3 protein-coding genes and 1 pseudogene are annotated in these 21,996 nt (G+C 63.6%); 1 reads left to right on the top strand and 3 read right to left on the bottom strand.

The features are described 5' to 3' along the window. Window positions 1–34: 34 nt before the first annotated feature. A complete protein-coding gene (locus ACKWRH_RS46520; protein WP_445222711.1) occupies window positions 35–13,990 on the bottom strand; it encodes an amino acid adenylation domain-containing protein in 13,956 nt (4,651 codons plus the stop codon). 2 nt (window positions 13,991–13,992) lie between these two features. Continuing rightward, the gene (locus tag ACKWRH_RS46515) at window positions 13,993–20,874 is read right to left on the bottom strand and encodes an amino acid adenylation domain-containing protein (protein WP_445222710.1); all 6,882 of its coding nucleotides are present in this window, start codon (window positions 20,872–20,874) and stop codon (window positions 13,993–13,995) included. A 472-nt stretch (window positions 20,875–21,346) separates the two neighbouring features. On the opposite strand from ACKWRH_RS46515, the pseudogene ACKWRH_RS46510 reads away from it, so the two are divergent. Continuing rightward, window positions 21,347–21,673: pseudogene (locus ACKWRH_RS46510) on the top strand (DDE-type integrase/transposase/recombinase); the annotation flags it as partial. On the opposite strand, the gene ACKWRH_RS46505 reads toward ACKWRH_RS46510, so the two are convergent. Beyond that, the gene (locus tag ACKWRH_RS46505; protein ID WP_445222709.1) at window positions 21,657–21,977 is read right to left on the bottom strand and encodes a hypothetical protein; all 321 of its coding nucleotides are present in this window, start codon (window positions 21,975–21,977) and stop codon (window positions 21,657–21,659) included. The pseudogene ACKWRH_RS46510 and the gene ACKWRH_RS46505 sit on opposite strands and share 17 nt — an antisense overlap. Between the last annotated feature and the right edge of the window lie 19 nt (window positions 21,978–21,996).

Genomic DNA, 21,996 nt, shown 5'->3' with positions numbered 1-21,996 from the left:
ACATCTCAGACATAGGCGTATGCCTAGGCCAGACCTAGCTCCTCTGACTAACGCGGGTGTCCGGTAAAAACGAGGTGCAGTTCGGCGTGTTTGCTGGCGAATCATTCAAGGCTCTTGATAACATGTGTGCCAAAACATCGCGGTTTTCTGGGCTGCTCATCATCGTTACGTGATTGCCTGGAATTGAAACTGCATGAATGGCTGCCCCACTCAAAACGCGGTCCCAGCCGCGCATGATCGAGCTTGCCTCTGGATCGATTGAGTTCTTGCCCCGCACACGACGATTTGGGAAAGCATCAGCTGCATAAAACTGATGGATCTCAATTGGCAGGGTCGGAGCTCGATAGGATCGTAGTGCCCTGTGAAAATAGACATACCTCAAGGCTTTGTCATAGAGATCGCGATCTGAAGCTATGGCCCCAATTTGCTGCGCCTTTTCAAACAACTCAGCAACCGAACTTTTTTCAGAAGTTTTCTCCAGCAATTTGAACCGCTCATCATCTAAAGACTCGAGGGGCTCGAATATCATATCCAATGCTACTTGGGCATCGGACCTACTCGATGGATTTGCAGGTAGCGTGACATCGATGAACGCCATAAACGAGACAGCTTCCCCGCGACTTAGCAGGTGTTTGGCAATCGCATAAGCCAAGATTGCCCCTGAGGAGTAACCAGCGAAGCGATACGGACCCTGCGGCTGGATCTTTCTAATCGCGACGATTACCTCCGCGGCGATCGCATCGAGAGTTGGTTGACGAAGTTCATTGAAAGATGGCCATGGCAAAGCATAGATCGGGCAGTTCACATCCATTTCTTTTGCCAAAGTGAGGACATACGAATAATCTCCGTAACCTGTCGGAACAAAGAAGAGTGGCGGTTGCGTTCCCGTCGGCCGAACGGGTAGTACTCCAGCTGTATGACGTTGCGGGTCCAACTCAATCCTCGATGCAAGGTGCTTCAGGGCAGGAGCCTGGAAGAGATCGGCGGCATTAAACTTCATTCCAAGATTAAGCGCTCGACTGAGCAGCTGCACCGCCAGGAGCGAGTGGCCGCCGAGCTCGAAGAAGTTGTCGTGGCGTCCGACCCGCTCCACCCCGAGAAGCTCCGCCCAGATCTCTGCCAGCGCCGTCTCGGTCGCGCCGCGCGGCGCCTCATAGGCCGCCCGCGCATAGGCATCGTCAGCCGGCGCCGGAAGCGCCTTGCGGTCGAGCTTGCCGTTCACCGTCAGCGGCAGCCCCGATAGCCGCACGAACGCCGACGGCACCATGTAGTCCGGCAGCTGCGCACTTAAGTGCGCCCGCAAGGCGCCAGCCAGCCCGCCTCCACCGGCCTCGTCCGAGCCAGCCTCGGGTGCGCCCACCACATAGGCGACAAGGTGCTTGTCGCCGGACCGGTCCTGGCGCGCCAACACCACCGCATCGCGCACCAAGGCGTGCTCGCAAAGCCGTGCCGCGATCTCGCCCGGCTCGATGCGAAAGCCGCGGATCTTCACCTGGTCGTCATTGCGGCCCAGGAACTCCAGATTGCCGTCCGGCAAATAGCGCGCCAGGTCGCCGGTCCTGTACAGCCGATCGCCGTCCACAAAGGGACTGGCGATGAACCGCTCTGCCGTTAGCTCCGGCCGGTTCAGATAGCCACGCGCAACCCCCGCTCCGCCGATGTAAAGCTCACCCACCGCACCCAACGGCACAGGCGCGCCATGGCCGTCCAGCAGATACACACGCGTGTTGGCAATCGGACGGCCAATCGGGACGTTGTGATGAGAAACATCGAGCCTCGCGTCAATAACAAAACTGGACGACCAGATCGTTGTTTCGGTCGGACCGTAGAGATTTCTTAGAGACGTCACCCCTCTCCTAAGCCGCGACGACTGACTCGCAGGCAGCGCTTCACCGCCGCACAATACATTTAAGCCCGGTTTTCCTTGCCAACCGGCATCCAACAGCAAACTCCACGTTGCTGGCGTGGCCTGCATCATAGAAATTTTGCGCTGATCCAGAAGGTGATGCAACGCCGTAACATCCGTAACAGCTTTACGGCTGGCTAGGACGATTGTGGCTCCCGTGCACGATGGAAGAAATAGCTCCAGCCCTGCGATATCAAATGAGATGGACGTAGTGGCTAGGAATACATCCTGTTCCGTGATGCTCAATATGTCCGAAAGAGCATATAGGAAGTTCAATACGTTTGCATGCTCGACCATGACGCCTTTGGGGGTACCGGTTGAGCCAGAGGTGTAGATGATGTAGGCGAGATGGCGCGATGTGAGGCCGAGGGCGCGCGGCTCGGGATCAGAGACAGCCAGCGCGGCCCAGGGCGGGGTGGCCGCATCCAGATCGAGCGCCGTCACATCGGCCAGCGCCTCGGTGCCGAGCGCGGCGCGGCCGGCCGCATCACAAAGCAGCAGCTGCGGCGCGGCATCGCCCAGCACCTGGCGCAGCCGCTGAGACGGATAGGCCGGATCCAGCGGCAGATACGCGCCGCCCGCCTTCAGGATCGCCAAGAGCCCCACCACCATCGCCGGGCTGCGCGCAAGGCAGATCGCCACCGGCTGATCCGGCCTCACCCCCAGCCCGATCAGATGATGCGCCAGCCGGTTGGCCTGCGCATTGAGCTCGCCATAGCTCAAGCGCTCGTCCTCATAGACGAGAGCGACCGCTTCGGGTGCGCGCCGGACCTGTTGCTCGAACAGCTCGTGGATGCACTTGTCTGACGGATACGGCGCCGCCGTCCGGTTCAACTCCTCCAGCAAATAGCTGCGTTCGTCGGCCGGCAGGATGTCGAGTTCGCGCACCGGCGTGTTGGGGGCATGCTCCAGCGCCTCCGCCAGTTGCTCCAGCGCCCGTTGCATGTAGCCGCAGACCCGATCCGCAGAGACAGGCTCCGCCACCTGCGCTGTCAGCCCGAGCGCTTCGCCATAATCCTCGACAGACAGGATCACGGGATAATTGGTACGCTCCTCGCCGCCGAGCCATTCCACGCCCGACAGGACATCATCCGTTTCGGCGCCGGACGTGGCTGCCGGCCTGTTATGGCGGTAGTTCAACAGCGCACTGAACAGCGGCGCCGGCGCCGCAACGCCGCTGCAGCGTTGCGCCAGCGCCAGCGAGGCATGCTCGTGCGCCAGCAGGTCGGAAAGCTGCGCGTGGGTGCTGCGCACGCTCGCCGCAACCCCGGTCTCGTCCAGGGCAAGCCGCACAGGCAGGGTGTTGATGAACAGACCCATGGTGCGGTCGGCGCCCGCACCCGCATACATCCGGCCGAACAGCACCGTGCCGAACACCACCTGCTCTCGGCCGCTGCTGCGCGCCACCACCTGCCCCCAGGCCAGATGGCACAGGCTGGCCAGGCTTACCCCGAGCCGCCGCGCCTGTTCGCGCAGCCGCGCGTTGAGCGCCTGCGGCAGCATCCGATGCGCCTCGCCGACGCCGCCGCCGTCGCCGTAGACCTCGCTTAGCCCGAACGGCATGGTCGGCTCGTCGATGTCGGCCAGCAGCCCTCGGAAGAACTCTTCATGCGCCTTGGCATCAACAGCAAGACGCGCCTGCGCCACCAAATTACGGAACGGCAGCGGCGCGGCCAGCTCATAGGCCCGCCCTGCCAGCATGGCCCGCACCTCGGCGTGCATCACCTCCAGCGTCGTGTGATCCCCAATCAAATGATGCTGCAGCTCCAGCAGCAGCCAGCGTCCGCTGCCGGGATCGCGCGCGGTCACAAACCGCAACAAGGGTGCCCGGCCAAGATCGATGCGGTGCCGGCGCGGATCAAACCGGCGCCGGAGCTCATCGGCGCCGGAACCATCACAGCCATCCAGCTCGACCTCGCTCACCTCCAGCGGCGCACGACGCCACACCACCTGGGCCGGGCTCGCCAGTCCCTCCCAGACAAAGGCCGTGCGCAGGATGTCGTGCCGGTCCACCACTTGCTGAACTGCACCAAGATAGCGCTCCAACAGGCTACGGTCGGCAAACGCCATCTGCGACACCAGCAGATAGGGATCGCCCCGGCTGGCCAGCAGATGATGGAACAGGATGCCGTCCTGCAGCGGCGACAGCGCATAAATGTCCTGGATGTTGCGGACGCCACCCGGCACCGTGGCGACGATTCGGTCGATCTCGCCCTGCGTAACCTCGATCAGCGGCAGCATCTGCGGCGTGATCGCCGTACTCTGCTCGCTGATCAGGTTGGCAGGCACCGCCACCTCATGAGGACGGCCAAGGCTTGCGGCAAGATCGGCCAGCACCGGCGTGGCGAACAGGGTGCGCACCTCCACCCCGAGCGACAGCCGCCGCAGCCGGCTCAAGAGCTGCACCGCCAGGAGCGAGTGGCCGCCGAGCTCGAAGAAGTTGTCGTGGCGTCCGACCCGCTCCACCCCGAGAAGCTCCGCCCAGATCTCTGCCAGCGCCGTCTCGGTCGCGCCGCGCGGCGCCTCATAGGCCGCCCGCGCATAGGCATCGTCAGCCGGCGCCGGAAGCGCCTTGCGGTCGAGCTTGCCGTTCACCGTCAGCGGCAGCCCCGATAGCCGCACGAACGCCGACGGCACCATGTAGTCCGGCAGCTGCGCACTTAAGTGCGCCCGCAAGGCGCCAGCCAGCCCGCCTCCACCGGCCTCGTCCGAGCCAGCCTCGGGTGCGCCCACCACATAGGCGACAAGGTGCTTGTCGCCGGACCGGTCCTGGCGCGCCAACACCACCGCATCGCGCACCAAGGCGTGCTCGCAAAGCCGTGCCGCGATCTCGCCCGGCTCGATGCGAAAGCCGCGGATCTTCACCTGGTCGTCATTGCGGCCCAGGAACTCCAGATTGCCGTCCGGCAAATAGCGCGCCAGGTCGCCGGTCCTGTACAGCCGATCGCCGTCCACAAAGGGACTGGCGATGAACCGCTCTGCCGTTAGCTCCGGCCGGTTCAGATAGCCACGCGCAACCCCCGCTCCGCCGATGTAAAGCTCACCCACCGCACCCAACGGCACAGGCTGGCCGAACTGATCCAACAAGTACAACCGAAGATCGGGGATGGGCTCTCCGATCAGATTGGACGAATTGGAGGTGTCAGATTGATTAAGTCGTCGATAAGTTACATGCACGGTAGCTTCCGTGATGCCGTACATGTTGATCAATTGCGCAATACTGTCTGAATGCTTTGCATACCACGGCTTTAGAATGGACGGGTCCAGAGCCTCTCCACCAAAAATTACATAGCGAAGGCGATTTTCAGCTCCATTCTTACCTTCTACTTCGATGAAAGCTTTGAAAGCCGACGGGGTCTGGTTGAGAACCGTGACGCCAGACTTGCTGACTAGCTCATGGAGCTCGGGAGCAGAACGGGCGGCATGACTCGGAACGAGAATCAAACGTCCGCCATAGCGCAGTGCACCCCACAATTCCCACACCGAGAAGTCGAACGAGATGGAATGGAACAGGCACCATACGTCGTGTTCGGCGAAGCGATACCAGTCCTGGGTCGCCTCGAATAGACGAGCAATCTGAGCATGCTCGACCATGACGCCTTTGGGGGTACCGGTTGAGCCAGAGGTGTAGATGATGTAGGCGAGATGGCGCGATGTGAGGCCGAGGGCGCGCGGCTCGGGATCAGAGACAGCCAGCGCGGCCCAGGGCGGGGTGGCCGCATCCAGATCGAGCGCCGTCACATCGGCCAGCGCCTCGGTGCCGAGCGCGGCGCGGCCGGCCGCATCACAAAGCAGCAGCTGCGGCGCGGCATCGCCCAGCACCTGGCGCAGCCGCTGAGACGGATAGGCCGGATCCAGCGGCAGATACGCGCCGCCCGCCTTCAGGATCGCCAAGAGCCCCACCACCATCGCCGGGCTGCGCGCAAGGCAGATCGCCACCGGCTGATCCGGCCTCACCCCCAGCCCGATCAGATGATGCGCCAGCCGGTTGGCCTGCGCATTGAGCTCGCCATAGCTCAAGCGCTCGTCCTCATAGACGAGAGCGACCGCTTCGGGTGCGCGCCGGACCTGTTGCTCGAACAGCTCGTGGATGCACTTGTCTGACGGATACGGCGCCGCCGTCCGGTTCAACTCCTCCAGCAAATAGCTGCGTTCGTCGGCCGGCAGGATGTCGAGTTCGCGCACCGGCGTGTTGGGGGCATGCTCCAGCGCCTCCGCCAGTTGCTCCAGCGCCCGTTGCATGTAGCCGCAGACCCGATCCGCAGAGACAGGCTCCGCCACCTGCGCTGTCAGCCCGAGCGCTTCGCCATAATCCTCGACAGACAGGATCACGGGATAATTGGTACGCTCCTCGCCGCCGAGCCATTCCACGCCCGACAGGACATCATCCGTTTCGGCGCCGGACGTGGCTGCCGGCCTGTTATGGCGGTAGTTCAACAGCGCACTGAACAGCGGCGCCGGCGCCGCAACGCCGCTGCAGCGTTGCGCCAGCGCCAGCGAGGCATGCTCGTGCGCCAGCAGGTCGGAAAGCTGCGCGTGGGTGCTGCGCACGCTCGCCGCAACCCCGGTCTCGTCCAGGGCAAGCCGCACAGGCAGGGTGTTGATGAACAGACCCATGGTGCGGTCGGCGCCCGCACCCGCATACATCCGGCCGAACAGCACCGTGCCGAACACCACCTGCTCTCGGCCGCTGCTGCGCGCCACCACCTGCCCCCAGGCCAGATGGCACAGGCTGGCCAGGCTTACCCCGAGCCGCCGCGCCTGTTCGCGCAGCCGCGCGTTGAGCGCCTGCGGCAGCATCCGATGCGCCTCGCCGACGCCGCCGCCGTCGCCGTAGACCTCGCTTAGCCCGAACGGCATGGTCGGCTCGTCGATGTCGGCCAGCAGCCCTCGGAAGAACTCTTCATGCGCCTTGGCATCAACAGCAAGACGCGCCTGCGCCACCAAATTACGGAACGGCAGCGGCGCGGCCAGCTCATAGGCCCGCCCTGCCAGCATGGCCCGCACCTCGGCGTGCATCACCTCCAGCGTCGTGTGATCCCCAATCAAATGATGCTGCAGCTCCAGCAGCAGCCAGCGTCCGCTGCCGGGATCGCGCGCGGTCACAAACCGCAACAAGGGTGCCCGGCCAAGATCGATGCGGTGCCGGCGCGGATCAAACCGGCGCCGGAGCTCATCGGCGCCGGAACCATCACAGCCATCCAGCTCGACCTCGCTCACCTCCAGCGGCGCACGACGCCACACCACCTGGGCCGGGCTCGCCAGTCCCTCCCAGACAAAGGCCGTGCGCAGGATGTCGTGCCGGTCCACCACTTGCTGAACTGCACCAAGATAGCGCTCCAACAGGCTACGGTCGGCAAACGCCATCTGCGACACCAGCAGATAGGGATCGCCCCGGCTGGCCAGCAGATGATGGAACAGGATGCCGTCCTGCAGCGGCGACAGCGCATAAATGTCCTGGATGTTGCGGACGCCACCCGGCACCGTGGCGACGATTCGGTCGATCTCGCCCTGCGTAACCTCGATCAGCGGCAGCATCTGCGGCGTGATCGCCGTACTCTGCTCGCTGATCAGGTTGGCAGGCACCGCCACCTCATGAGGACGGCCAAGGCTTGCGGCAAGATCGGCCAGCACCGGCGTGGCGAACAGGGTGCGCACCTCCACCCCGAGCGACAGCCGCCGCAGCCGGCTCAAGAGCTGCACCGCCAGGAGCGAGTGGCCGCCGAGCTCGAAGAAGTTGTCGTGGCGTCCGACCCGCTCCACCCCGAGAAGCTCCGCCCAGATCTCTGCCAGCGCCGTCTCGGTCGCGCCGCGCGGCGCCTCATAGGCCGCCCGCGCATAGGCATCGTCAGCCGGCGCCGGAAGCGCCTTGCGGTCGAGCTTGCCGTTCACCGTCAGCGGCAGCCCCGATAGCCGCACGAACGCCGACGGCACCATGTAGTCCGGCAGCTGCGCACTTAAGTGCGCCCGCAAGGCGCCAGCCAGCCCGCCTCCACCGGCCTCGTCCGAGCCAGCCTCGGGTGCGCCCACCACATAGGCGACAAGGTGCTTGTCGCCGGACCGGTCCTGGCGCGCCAACACCACCGCATCGCGCACCAAGGCGTGCTCGCAAAGCCGTGCCGCGATCTCGCCCGGCTCGATGCGAAAGCCGCGGATCTTCACCTGGTCGTCATTGCGGCCCAGGAACTCCAGATTGCCGTCCGGCAAATAGCGCGCCAGGTCGCCGGTCCTGTACAGCCGATCGCCGTCCACAAAGGGACTGGCGATGAACCGCTCTGCCGTTAGCTCCGGCCGGTTCAGATAGCCACGCGCAACCCCCGCTCCGCCGATGTAAAGCTCACCCACCGCACCCAACGGCACAGGCGCGCCATGGCCGTCCAGCAGATACACACGCGTGTTGGCAATCGGACGGCCAATCGGGACAACTTCCCCGTCAAACTTAGCGCGACAAAGCCAGGCCGCCGCGTCAATTGTTGACTCGGTAGGGCCATAGAGATTGACAAGTGCCTTTGCCCCCAATTGCAGCCATCTGTTGGCTAACTCTTTTCTGAGGAGCTCTCCACCACAGAAGAGGTAGCGTAAAGAAGCGATTCGCTGCTGCTCAACGTCAGCGCCCGTAAGCAATGCTGAAAGGAGCGACGGAACCACTTGCAGAACTGTGACTGCATACTTGTGCAAAAGATCTAAAATGGTTCGAGTGTCTAATTGCCGGTCGAGAGGAAGAAGGATCACACGTGCGCCAGTCGACAAAGCTGTCCATAGCTCCCATCCGGCAGCATCAAAAGCGAAGGAGGTTCGCTGCAAGAAGATGTCGTGGACAGTGAATTGGAATTGGTCGACCTGCCAGGTCGTATGATTCACCAGTCCGCGATGCTCGACCATGACGCCTTTGGGGGTACCGGTTGAGCCAGAGGTGTAGATGATGTAGGCGAGATGGCGCGATGTGAGGCCGAGGGCGCGCGGCTCGGGATCAGAGACAGCCAGCGCGGCCCAGGGCGGGGTGGCCGCATCCAGATCGAGCGCCGTCACATCGGCCAGCGCCTCGGTGCCGAGCGCGGCGCGGCCGGCCGCATCACAAAGCAGCAGCTGCGGCGCGGCATCGCCCAGCACTTGGCGCAGCCGCTGAGACGGATAGGCCGGATCCAGCGGCAGATACGCGCCGCCCGCCTTCAGGATCGCCAAGAGCCCCACCACCATCGCCGGGCTGCGCGCAAGGCAGATCGCCACCGGCTGATCCGGCCTCACCCCCAGCCCGATCAGATGATGCGCCAGCCGGTTGGCCTGCGCATTGAGCTCGCCATAGCTCAAGCGCTCGTCCTCATAGACGAGAGCGACCGCTTCGGGTGCGCGCCGGACCTGTTGCTCGAACAGCTCGTGGATGCACTTGTCTGACGGATACGGCGCCGCCGTCCGGTTCAACTCCTCCAGCAAATAGCTGCGTTCGTCGGCCGGCAGGATGTCGATGCGGCCGACCGGCTGCCCGGCATCGGCAACCATCGCCCGCAGTAGCGCCAGCAGATAACCACGCTGCCGCTCGATCGTCGCCTGATCGAACAGCGCCGTGGCATAATCAAACCTTCCGGTTATGACCTCATCACACTCGCCAAGGCTCAGCTCCAGATCGAACTTGACCTGATCGAGCCCTTCCCTGGCAGCCTCCACGCTCAGCCCGGCAAGGTCGAACGACCTGACGGCGGTGTTCTGCCAGGCCAACATCACCTGGAACAACGGCGTGTGATCGAGATGCCGGGGCGGCTTGACGATCTCGACGACCTGCTCGAACGGCAGGTCCTGATGCTCCTGCGCAGCCAGTGCCGTGCGCCGCGTCCGTTCCAGAAGCTGCAACACGCTCGGCTCGCCCGACAGGTCCAGCCGAAGCGCCAGGGTGTTGACGAAGAAGCCGATCAACCCTTCAATCTCGCGCCGGCCGCGATTGGCGCTCGGCACGCCGATCACAACGTCATGCTGCCCCGACAGACGCGACAGCACCGCCGCCCAGCCCGCCAGCACCGTCATGAACAACGTCGTGCCATGCTGCCGGCTCAGCCGCTTCAAGTCCCGCGTCAGATCCGCATCGATGACAACAGGAATACTGGCCCCGGCAAACGACTGCTGGGCCGGCCGCGGACGGTCCGTCGGCAGCGCAAGACGGGCCGGAGCACCCGACAGGGTGTCGCGCCAATACTGCGCCTGCTTCTGCAGTCGTTCCCCCGACAGCCACTGCCGTTGCCAGGCGGCATAATCAGGGTACTGGATTGCCAGCGGCGGCAAGGGATCGTCCTGTCCAGCCTCAAACGCCCGGTAAAGCTGACTGAGTTCACGCACCAGCACGCCCAGCGACCAGCCGTCCGAGATGATGTGATGCTGGGTCAGCAGGACGACGTGTTCCTCATCCGACATCCGGATCAGACGCCCGCGGATCAGCGGCCCGCGCGCAAGATCGAACGGCGTGCCTGCCTCTTCATGGCACAACTTCAGAAGCGCCGCCTCAGCATCCGGCCGGCCCCGCAGATCGTGCTCGAGCACCGGCAGCCCCGCATCCGCCGGCAGAACCTCAACCCGGGGCTTGCCCTCCGGTGCGACAAAGATACTGCGCAGCGCCTCGTGCCGGGCAAACAAACGATCAAGGCTGCGCTGCCAGGCGCTGCGGTCGAGCGCCCCACGCAGCCGCCAGGCCCGCGGAATGTGGTAGTTCGTGCTGCCCTCGTCCAACTGCGCCAAAAACCACAGCCGCTGCTGCGCAAACGACAGCACCAGCGGCTCATGACGCGACACGGCCGCAATCGCCGGCAGCTCTTGCGAACCGGAGCGGCTCAACACCTCGACGATGCTTGCCGCCAGCTCCGCCAGCACCGGTCTGGCAAACAGCTCCGTCAGCGGCAGTGCGACGCCAACAGCCTGCGACAGCCGGCTCAAGAGCTGCACCGCCAGGAGCGAGTGGCCGCCGAGCTCGAAGAAGTTGTCGTGGCGTCCGACCCGCTCCACCCCGAGAAGCTCCGCCCAGATCTCTGCCAGCGCCGTCTCGGTCGCGCCGCGCGGCGCCTCATAGGCCGCCCGCGCATAGGCATCGTCAGCCGGCGCCGGAAGCGCCTTGCGGTCGAGCTTGCCGTTCACCGTCAGCGGCAGCCCCGATAGCCGCACGAACGCCGACGGCACCATGTAGTCCGGCAGCTGCGCACTTAAGTGCGCCCGCAAGGCGCCAGCCAGCCCGCCTCCACCGGCCTCGTCCGAGCCAGCCTCGGGTGCGCCCACCACATAGGCGACAAGGTGCTTGTCGCCGGACCGGTCCTGGCGCGCCAACACCACCGCATCGCGCACCAAGGCGTGCTCGCAAAGCCGTGCCGCGATCTCGCCCGGCTCGATGCGAAAGCCGCGGATCTTCACCTGGTCGTCATTGCGGCCCAGGAACTCCAGATTGCCGTCCGGCAAATAGCGCGCCAGGTCGCCGGTCCTGTACAGCCGATCGCCGTCCACAAAGGGACTGGCGATGAACCGCTCTGCCGTTAGCTCCGGCCGGTTCAGATAGCCACGCGCAACCCCCGCTCCGCCGATGTAAAGCTCACCCACCGCACCCAACGGCACAGGCGCGCCATGGCCGTCCAGCAGATACACACGCGTGTTGGCAATCGGACGGCCAATCGTTTCAACGACCGCCTCTCTCCTGGGCATGCAAATCCAGGTCGAATAAGTCGTCGTTTCCGATGGAGCGTACAGGTTACAGACCTTCTCTACGCCACTGCCCTCGAAGACCCTCTCGATCAGACCTGCCGTCAGCGGCTCACCGGCCAAATTGATGACGCTTGTCGAAGCCGGCACGGCTTTTTGGTCGACAAGGGCGGCGATCGCCGAGGGGACGGTGTTGATCAAGGAAACATCCAAGGACGTCTGCGCCAGCGCCAGTGCATCCTCGACAAGATACAGGGCGCCCCCTTGCGACAGCGGTACGAAGCACTCATAGACAGACAGATCAAAACTGATCGAGGTCGAAAACAGTGTGCGGCTAATCTCTGACTCCGCAAATACGCCGCTGCTCCAATGCAGCAGGTTCACGGCGCTTTGATGCTCGACCATGACGCCTTTGGGGGTACCGGTTGAGCCAGAGGTGTAGATGATGTAGGCGAGATGGCGCGATGTGAGGCCGAGGGCGCGCGGCTCGGGATCAGAGACAGCCAGCGCGGCCCAGGGCGGGGTGGCCGCATCCAGATCGAGCGCCGTCACATCGGCCAGCGCCTCGGTGCCGAGCGCGGCGCGGCCGGCCGCATCACAAAGCAGCAGCTGCGGCGCGGCATCGCCCAGCACTTGGCGCAGCCGCTGAGACGGATAGGCCGGATCCAGCGGCAGATACGCGCCGCCCGCCTTCAGGATCGCCAAGAGCCCCACCACCATCGCCGGGCTGCGCGCAAGGCAGATCGCCACCGGCTGATCCGGCCTCACCCCCAGCCCGATCAGATGATGCGCCAGCCGGTTGGCCTGCGCATTGAGCTCGCCATAGCTCAAGCGCTCGTCCTCATAGACGAGAGCGACCGCTTCGGGTGCGCGCCGGACCTGTTGCTCGAACAGCTCGTGGATGCACTTGTCTGACGGATACGGCGCCGCCGTCCGGTTCAACTCCTCCAGCAAATAGCTGCGTTCGTCGGCCGGCAGGATGTCGATGCGGCCGACCGGCTGCCCGGCATCGGCAACCATCGCCCGCAGTAGCGCCAGCAGATAACCACGCTGCCGCTCGATCGTCGCCTGATCGAACAGCGCCGTGGCATAATCAAACCTTCCGGTTATGACCTCATCACACTCGCCAAGGCTCAGCTCCAGATCGAACTTGACCTGATCGAGCCCTTCCCTGGCAGCCTCCACGCTCAGCCCGGCAAGGTCGAACGACCTGACGGCGGTGTTCTGCCAGGCCAACATCACCTGGAACAACGGCGTGTGATCGAGATGCCGGGGCGGCTTGACGATCTCGACGACCTGCTCGAACGGCAGGTCCTGATGCTCCTGCGCAGCCAGTGCCGTGCGCCGCGTCCGTTCCAGAAGCTGCAACACGCTCGGCTCGCCCGACAGGTCCAGCCGAAGCGCCAGGGTGTTGACGAAGAAGCCGATCAACCCTTCAATCTCGCGCCGGCCGCGATTGGCGCTCGGCACGCCGATCACAACGTCATGCTGCCCCGACAGACGCGACAGCACCGCCGCCCAGCCCGCCAGCACCGTCATGAACAACGTCGTGCCATGCTGCCGGCTCAGCCGCTTCAAGTCCCGCGTCAGATCCGCATCGATGACAACAGGAATACTGGCCCCGGCAAACGACTGCTGGGCCGGCCGCGGACGGTCCGTCGGCAGCGCAAGACGGGCCGGAGCACCCGACAGGGTGTCGCGCCAATACTGCGCCTGCTTCTGCAGTCGTTCCCCCGACAGCCACTGCCGTTGCCAGGCGGCATAATCAGGGTACTGGATTGCCAGCGGCGGCAAGGGATCGTCCTGTCCAGCCTCAAACGCCCGGTAAAGCTGACTGAGTTCACGCACCAGCACGCCCAGCGACCAGCCGTCCGAGATGATGTGATGCTGGGTCAGCAGGACGACGTGTTCCTCATCCGACATCCGGATCAGACGCCCGCGGATCAGCGGCCCGCGCGCAAGATCGAACGGCGTGCCTGCCTCTTCATGGCACAACTTCAGAAGCGCCGCCTCAGCATCCGGCCGGCCCCGCAGATCGTGCTCGAGCACCGGCAGCCCCGCATCCGCCGGCAGAACCTCAACCCGGGGCTTGCCCTCCGGTGCGACAAAGATACTGCGCAGCGCCTCGTGCCGGGCAAACAAACGATCAAGGCTGCGCTGCCAGGCGCTGCGGTCGAGCGCCCCACGCAGCCGCCAGGCCCGCGGAATGTGGTAGTTCGTGCTGCCCTCGTCCAACTGCGCCAAAAACCACAGCCGCTGCTGCGCAAACGATGGTACTAGGACGCTTTCGCGTCCGACGTTTGGCAGCAACGTAGTTTCTCGACTGCCAGTCCGGCTTCTCTTTTTGGCAAGTGAAAAAAGCTCAGTTAGGCTTTCTGCGTCGAGTTTTTGCAACCCGGATCGGATCAAATCTGTCATTTTTAGACTCCAGAAAGAGCGGCTTCGTCAGAGTCCAGAGAGAGCAGCTTCAGAAGTGCTTGATGATCAAACTCTTGTTCGATCAAACTGATCGAAGTTGCGCGAGCCAGCTCCGCCAGCACCGGTCTGGCAAACAGCTCCGTCAGCGGCAGTGCGACGCCAACAGCCTGCGACAGCCGGCTCAAGAGCTGCACCGCCAGGAGCGAGTGGCCGCCGAGCTCGAAGAAGTTGTCGTGGCGTCCGACCCGCTCCACCCCGAGAAGCTCCGCCCAGATCTCTGCCAGCGCCGTCTCGGTCGCGCCGCGCGGCGCCTCATAGGCCGCCCGCGCATAGGCATCGTCAGCCGGCGCCGGAAGCGCCTTGCGGTCGAGCTTGCCGTTCACCGTCAGCGGCAGCCCCGATAGCCGCACGAACGCCGACGGCACCATGTAGTCCGGCAGCTGCGCACTTAAGTGCGCCCGCAAGGCGCCAGCCAGCCCGCCTCCACCGGCCTCGTCCGAGCCAGCCTCGGGTGCGCCCACCACATAGGCGACAAGGTGCTTGTCGCCGGACCGGTCCTGGCGCGCCAACACCACCGCATCGCGCACCAAGGCGTGCTCGCAAAGCCGTGCCGCGATCTCGCCCGGCTCGATGCGAAAGCCGCGGATCTTCACCTGGTCGTCATTGCGGCCCAGGAACTCCAGATTGCCGTCCGGCAAATAGCGCGCCAGGTCGCCGGTCCTGTACAGCCGATCGCCGTCCACAAAGGGACTGGCGATGAACCGCTCTGCCGTTAGCTCCGGCCGGTTCAGATAGCCACGCGCAACCCCCGCTCCGCCGATGTAAAGCTCACCCACCGCACCCAACGGCACAGGCGCGCCATGGCCGTCCAGCAGATACACACGCGTGTTGGCAATCGGACGGCCAATCGGGATCGATGCCAGCCCCTCGACGGATTTGGATATCTCGAATGTGGCACATCCAACCGTTGCTTCCGTCGGACCAAAATGATTGATCAGACGCACGCTCGGAAAACGCTCTTGCCAAAACTGCATGTCTGCCGGAATTAAGGCCTCGCCCCCAACCATGAGCACTCTTGTGGGTGCCGATCCTTTGTTGGCTTCGAGCCGTTTGTTCAGCAAGCTTAGATGCGAAGGCGTCAGCTTGATCAGATCATAGGTCTGGCCATCCTCGACAGCAGCAAGCCCATCTATTGGGACAGTCTGGTTTGGAATGCGGAGCTTGGTACCGGCCAGCAAAGGCCCAAACAAGGTCGTAATGCCGCCGTCAAAGCTCAACGACAGCAGCATCAGCGAGCCGTTCCCAGCTCGTTCGCAATGGCGGCGATCCGACCAATGCAAATAGTTCACCAGTCCGCGATGCTCGACCATGACGCCTTTGGGGGTACCGGTTGAGCCAGAGGTGTAGATGATGTAGGCGAGATGGCGCGATGTGAGGCCGAGGGCGCGCGGCTCGGGATCAGAGACAGCCAGCGCGGCCCAGGGCGGGGTGGCCGCATCCAGATCGAGCGCCGTCACATCGGCCAGCGCCTCGGTGCCGAGCGCGGCGCGGCCGGCCGCATCACAAAGCAGCAGCTGCGGCGCGGCATCGCCCAGCACTTGGCGCAGCCGCTGAGACGGATAGGCCGGATCCAGCGGCAGATACGCGCCGCCCGCCTTCAGGATCGCCAAGAGCCCCACCACCATCGCCGGGCTGCGCGCAAGGCAGATCGCCACCGGCTGATCCGGCCTCACCCCCAGCCCGATCAGATGATGCGCCAGCCGGTTGGCCTGCGCATTGAGCTCGCCATAGCTCAAGCGCTCGTCCTCATAGACGAGAGCGACCGCTTCGGGTGCGCGCCGGACCTGTTGCTCGAACAGCTCGTGGATGCACTTGTCTGACGGATACGGCGCCGCCGTCCGGTTCAACTCCTCCAGCAAATAGCTGCGTTCGTCGGCCGGCAGGATGTCGATGCGGCCGACCGGCTGCCCGGCATCGGCAACCATCGCCCGCAGTAGCGCCAGCAGATAACCACGCTGCCGCTCGATCGTCGCCTGATCGAACAGCGCCGTGGCATAATCAAACCTTCCGGTTATGACCTCATCACACTCGCCAAGGCTCAGCTCCAGATCGAACTTGACCTGATCGAGCCCTTCCCTGGCAGCCTCCACGCTCAGCCCGGCAAGGTCGAACGACCTGACGGCGGTGTTCTGCCAGGCCAACATCACCTGGAACAACGGCGTGTGATCGAGATGCCGGGGCGGCTTGACGATCTCGACGACCTGCTCGAACGGCAGGTCCTGATGCTCCTGCGCAGCCAGTGCCGTGCGCCGCGTCCGTTCCAGAAGCTGCAACACGCTCGGCTCGCCCGACAGGTCCAGCCGAAGCGCCAGGGTGTTGACGAAGAAGCCGATCAACCCTTCAATCTCGCGCCGGCCGCGATTGGCGCTCGGCACGCCGATCACAACGTCATGCTGCCCCGACAGACGCGACAGCACCGCCGCCCAGCCCGCCAGCACCGTCATGAACAACGTCGTGCCATGCTGCCGGCTCAGCCGCTTCAAGTCCCGCGTCAGATCCGCATCGATGACAACAGGAATACTGGCCCCGGCAAACGACTGCTGGGCCGGCCGCGGACGGTCCGTCGGCAGCGCAAGACGGGCCGGAGCACCCGACAGGGTGTCGCGCCAATACTGCGCCTGCTTCTGCAGTCGTTCCCCCGACAGCCACTGCCGTTGCCAGGCGGCATAATCAGGGTACTGGATTGCCAGCGGCGGCAAGGGATCGTCCTGTCCAGCCTCAAACGCCCGGTAAAGCTGACTGAGTTCACGCACCAGCACGCCCAGCGACCAGCCGTCCGAGATGATGTGATGCTGGGTCAGCAGGACGACGTGTTCCTCATCCGACATCCGGATCAGACGCCCGCGGATCAGCGGCCCGCGCGCAAGATCGAACGGCGTGCCTGCCTCTTCATGGCACAACTTCAGAAGCGCCGCCTCAGCATCCGGCCGGCCCCGCAGATCGTGCTCGAGCACCGGCAGCCCCGCATCCGCCGGCAGAACCTCAACCCGGGGCTTGCCCTCCGGTGCGACAAAGATACTGCGCAGCGCCTCGTGCCGGGCAAACAAACGATCAAGGCTGCGCTGCCAGGCGCTGCGGTCGAGCGCCCCACGCAGCCGCCAGGCCCGCGGAATGTGGTAGTTCGTGCTGCCCTCGTCCAACTGCGCCAAAAACCACAGCCGCTGCTGCGCAAACGACAGCACCAGCGGCTCATGACGCGACACGGCCGCAATCGCCGGCAGCTCTTGCGAACCGGAGCGGCTCAACACCTCGACGATGCTTGCCGCCAGCTCCGCCAGCACCGGTCTGGCAAACAGCTCCGTCAGCGGCAGTGCGACGCCAACAGCCTGCGACAGCCGGCTCAAGAGCTGCACCGCCAGGAGCGAGTGGCCGCCGAGCTCGAAGAAGTTGTCGTGGCGTCCGACCCGCTCCACCCCGAGAAGCTCCGCCCAGATCTCTGCCAGCGCCGTCTCGGTCGCGCCGCGCGGCGCCTCATAGGCCGCCCGCGCATAGGCATCGTCAGCCGGCGCCGGAAGCGCCTTGCGGTCGAGCTTGCCGTTCACCGTCAGCGGCAGCCCCGATAGCCGCACGAACGCCGACGGCACCATGTAGTCCGGCAGCTGCGCACTTAAGTGCGCCCGCAAGGCGCCAGCCAGCCCGCCTCCACCGGCCTCGTCCGAGCCAGCCTCGGGTGCGCCCACCACATAGGCGACAAGGTGCTTGTCGCCGGACCGGTCCTGGCGCGCCAACACCACCGCATCGCGCACCAAGGCGTGCTCGCAAAGCCGTGCCGCGATCTCGCCCGGCTCGATGCGAAAGCCGCGGATCTTCACCTGGTCGTCATTGCGGCCCAGGAACTCCAGATTGCCGTCCGGCAAATAGCGCGCCAGGTCGCCGGTCCTGTACAGCCGATCGCCGTCCACAAAGGGACTGGCGATGAACCGCTCTGCCGTTAGCTCCGGCCGGTTCAGATAGCCACGCGCAACCCCCGCTCCGCCGATGTAAAGCTCACCCACCGCACCCAACGGCACAGGCGCGCCATGGCCGTCCAGCAGATACACACGCGTGTTGGCAATCGGACGGCCAATCGGGACAACTGACCCATCAAAATCAGCCGGACAGCTCCAGGCTGTAACGTCGATAGCAGCTTCCGTAGGGCCATATAGATTGTGCAGACCAGTCCAAGGCAATACGCGCCGAACCTTGTGCACAACGGAGGCAGGAAGCGCCTCGCCACTGCACAGGAGACGCTGCAGCGAGCTACAGCGATCAACACCCTTCGTGTCCATGAAGCTGACCAGCATGGATGGTACAAAGTGTGCAGTGGTAATACGCTGGCTGATTATAAGGTTTACAAGCGCATCTGGATCTTTGTGTGCAGACGGAGGTGCCAGCACCAGGGTCGCCCCTTCAAGCAACGTCCAGAAGAATTCCCAAGCCGAGACATCGAAGCCAAATGGCGTCTTCTGCAAGACGACATCATTCGCATTGAGAGCGTAGGCTTTCTGCATCCAGACCAGGCGATTGATAATACCCCGATGCTCATTCTTTGCCCCCTTGGGGGTACCGGTTGAGCCAGAGGTGTAGATGATGTAGGCGAGATGGCGCGATGTGAGGCCGAGGGCGCGCGGCTCGGGATCAGAGACAGCCAGCGCGGCCCAGGGCGGGGTGGCCGCATCCAGATCGAGCGCCGTCACATCGGCCAGCGCCTCGGTGCCGAGCGCGGCGCGGCCGGCCGCATCACAAAGCAGCAGCTGCGGCGCGGCATCGCCCAGCACCTGGCGCAGCCGCTGAGACGGATAGGCCGGATCCAGCGGCAGATACGCGCCGCCCGCCTTCAGGATCGCCAAGAGCCCCACCACCATCGCCGGGCTGCGCGCAAGGCAGATCGCCACCGGCTGATCCGGCCTCACCCCCAGCCCGATCAGATGATGCGCCAGCCGGTTGGCCTGCGCATTGAGCTCGCCATAGCTCAAGCGCTCGTCCTCATAGACGAGAGCGACCGCTTCGGGTGCGCGCCGGACCTGTTGCTCGAACAGCTCGTGGATGCACTTGTCTGACGGATACGGCGCCGCCGTCCGGTTCAACTCCTCCAGCAAATAGCTGCGTTCGTCGGCCGGCAGGATGTCGACGCGGCCGACCGGCTGCCCGGCATCGGCCGTCACACCATATATCAAAGTTTGCAAATGCTGCGTCATACGGTCGATCTGCTTCGGCTCTAGCCGACTTGCATCAAAATGCCATCGCAGGCTCCCATCTAGAGCGGAAACCTCAAACGTCAGCAAATCGCCGCATAGGACTGCCCCAGCACGTTGGCTCGTCTTCAGATCGCCAGCGACAGAACCGCTGCCTGTGGTGATTGTGATGCCAATCGGCCAGGGCTGCTTCGACTGCAGCGCCTCCACACCCCGCAATGCCGGGCAGCGCGCGATAAGATCCCGGGCAAAGCTACCGTGCTCCCTCAGCTGAGCGAGCTCGGCCGCTACGGTTTTGCGAACGTTTTCAAAATCATGAGCAAGCTCAATGGTAACTTCCATCGGCACGACAGAGGAGATCAACACCTCCATCGCTTTGGAGCCAGCTAGCGATCCATCCGATGCAGGCGTCCAGCCCAGTTGAAGCTCTGTTTCGCCTGTGATGCGGGCGAGATAGATCAGACATGCCGTTACCAAGTATTCCGTGCGCTCATGTGGCGACAACTTAGCCAAAGCTCTTGCAATGAACCACGAACTCGACCGCCATCTGGGCGGCGCCTCGGCCACGGACAACGACAGGAAAGGAAGCTGCAATATTCTGAGCTGCTCTAGCCGCTGTACCCAAAACTCCTCTGAATGCGCCAGCAATTCATGGCTCGCAGTTATGCTCCGCGCCTCATCTTCGCTCAAAGTAGGAAGGCGATCACCTTCATCCAGATTGGAGTGCCTGGCGAGGGCTTGCGCGTCCAGCACCTGACCATCGGAGCTGCCAAAGCAAACATTGACATCCTCCGTACCCGTCGCCACCCGCCAGTGGCTGGAGTGGACTTCAAGCAGAGAACCTGCCGGGAGGCCCGAGCGTTGAGGCAGCACCTCCAACCGGCTGACTATGACAACCTCATCGCCCACGAAAGCCTTGGACAGCCCCAATGAATTGGGATGATATGGCCCAAAGTTTAAGGCACGTGTCATCGCTGACAGATCTTGCGCGGGGCGATCCCATCGCAGACAGCCTGCCGCATCTGGGCGTCGTCGCCTCGGAAAGTAGCTCCGGCTCCCCAGTGCCTGCGGATAGCTAGTAAGCTCTCCCTTCGCTAAGCCAGTTAAAAGCTCGCGGAAGCCTTCTATCGCGACTTCATAACATTTGAGGTTCAGGGTCAGTGCCGTATCGTTGGGCGCAATCAGCACGTGGCGCTGAACCACGATGTCTCCCGTATCAACGCCATCATCGATCCGGTGCCATGTGATGGCGTATTCGGCCTCCTGCGCCAGCAGCGCCCAGGACGTCGCGCGCGTTCCCGCATATCGTGGCAATGGACCGTCGTGGTAATTGAAAGCACCTCGACGAACCCGCCCCAACACATCCACTGGCAATATGAACGGATTGGCAACTGAGAAAATCACATCTACCGGCGCGGCCTTCAAAAAGGAAGAGAGCTCTTCAACGCTTGCTACAGACGGGATGTTCGAGCGAGCAGCCCAATCGCGGAATACGCCGTCGGTACACAACACTGCACCAATGACGTGGCCCGTCTCAATTGCCAGCTGCGCGCATCTGATAGCGAGCGTACCACTGCCGACAACGACGGTAGAGGAAATTGATCGCGCCTCAGGTAGCCTATCCTGATCGTCTGATGCCCGATATGTCATCTTCACCGCTCTTGCAGTCCATCCATCAAGCTGGGCATTCCCACCATGGGCGTCGCGCCACGCAGCGACTCAAATCAGCCACACTGGCTGGAATTTGCTCAGGATAACCGCGCCCACAGTCGCTTGCGCAATATGAGGGTATTAGCGGTGCTAAAACTCTTGCGCGCAGCCCAGATCTTCCCGATGTCACGGGCAGGCCCTACGCCTCCAGATATCGTCTCCGGCAAAATCGCAGCTGCCACCTCAGCCAACTCAGAGTTTCGGGTGAGCGAGATCATCGGACGACTTCTCCTCAGTCAATGCGCCTTTATAGAGGAGACCGAGCATGTATCGTGCCAAAGGAGAAATCGTTCTCTGTCAATATGCTAGACCTAACACCGCTATTTCACTCATCCGACGTTGTCGGACATCCAACACACTTACGTTATCCACTCCGATTGGATTCGCCAGCTCCGTTCGCAGGCACAAATGACATCTCGACGAAGTCTTTATCTCGATTCCGGCGAACAACGTTGGTTCTGGCGCGCTGTCGACCAGAATGGCCTCCTTCTCGACGCCGTGATCAAGCGCCGACGAGATTCGCGCGCTGCGCAGTGGCTCATGCAGAAGCTCTTGAAATCCACCGACACGTCGCCGCGCGTGATGATGATCAGCGACAAGCTCCGTTCGTACGGTGTGCAGGGGCGGAGATAGCCTTTCACGTCCGCAGCACAAATCTCTCAACAATCGGGTCCGAGAATTCTCGTCAGCCGGCCTGGCGACGGGATCGGATCATGACGCGTTCAAATCGTCCCGTCAGCCCTGAAATGGACCCCGATTTTGGCGCCACGTTGCTCCGTTTGATAGACGGAGCGCATGATGAGGACGAAGACGAGACGCAAGATCGACGCGGGACTGAAGGCAAAGATCGCGCTGGAAACGGTGCGGGAGCAGGCGACGGTGGCCGATCTGGCCAGCGCTATGAGGTTCACTCGAACCAGATCTATGCCTGGAAGAAGCAACTGCGGGACCAGGCGCCCCGGGCCTTTGACGCGGGTGTCGGGCGGGAAAGCGAGGACGCGCGCGAAGGCGAGATCGAAAAGCTGCACGCCAAGATTGGACAACTGACAGTCGAGCGCGATT

This window comes from Bradyrhizobium sp. Pa8, assembly GCF_052588265.1.
This window is presented reverse-complemented; position numbering and strand designations above follow the sequence as displayed.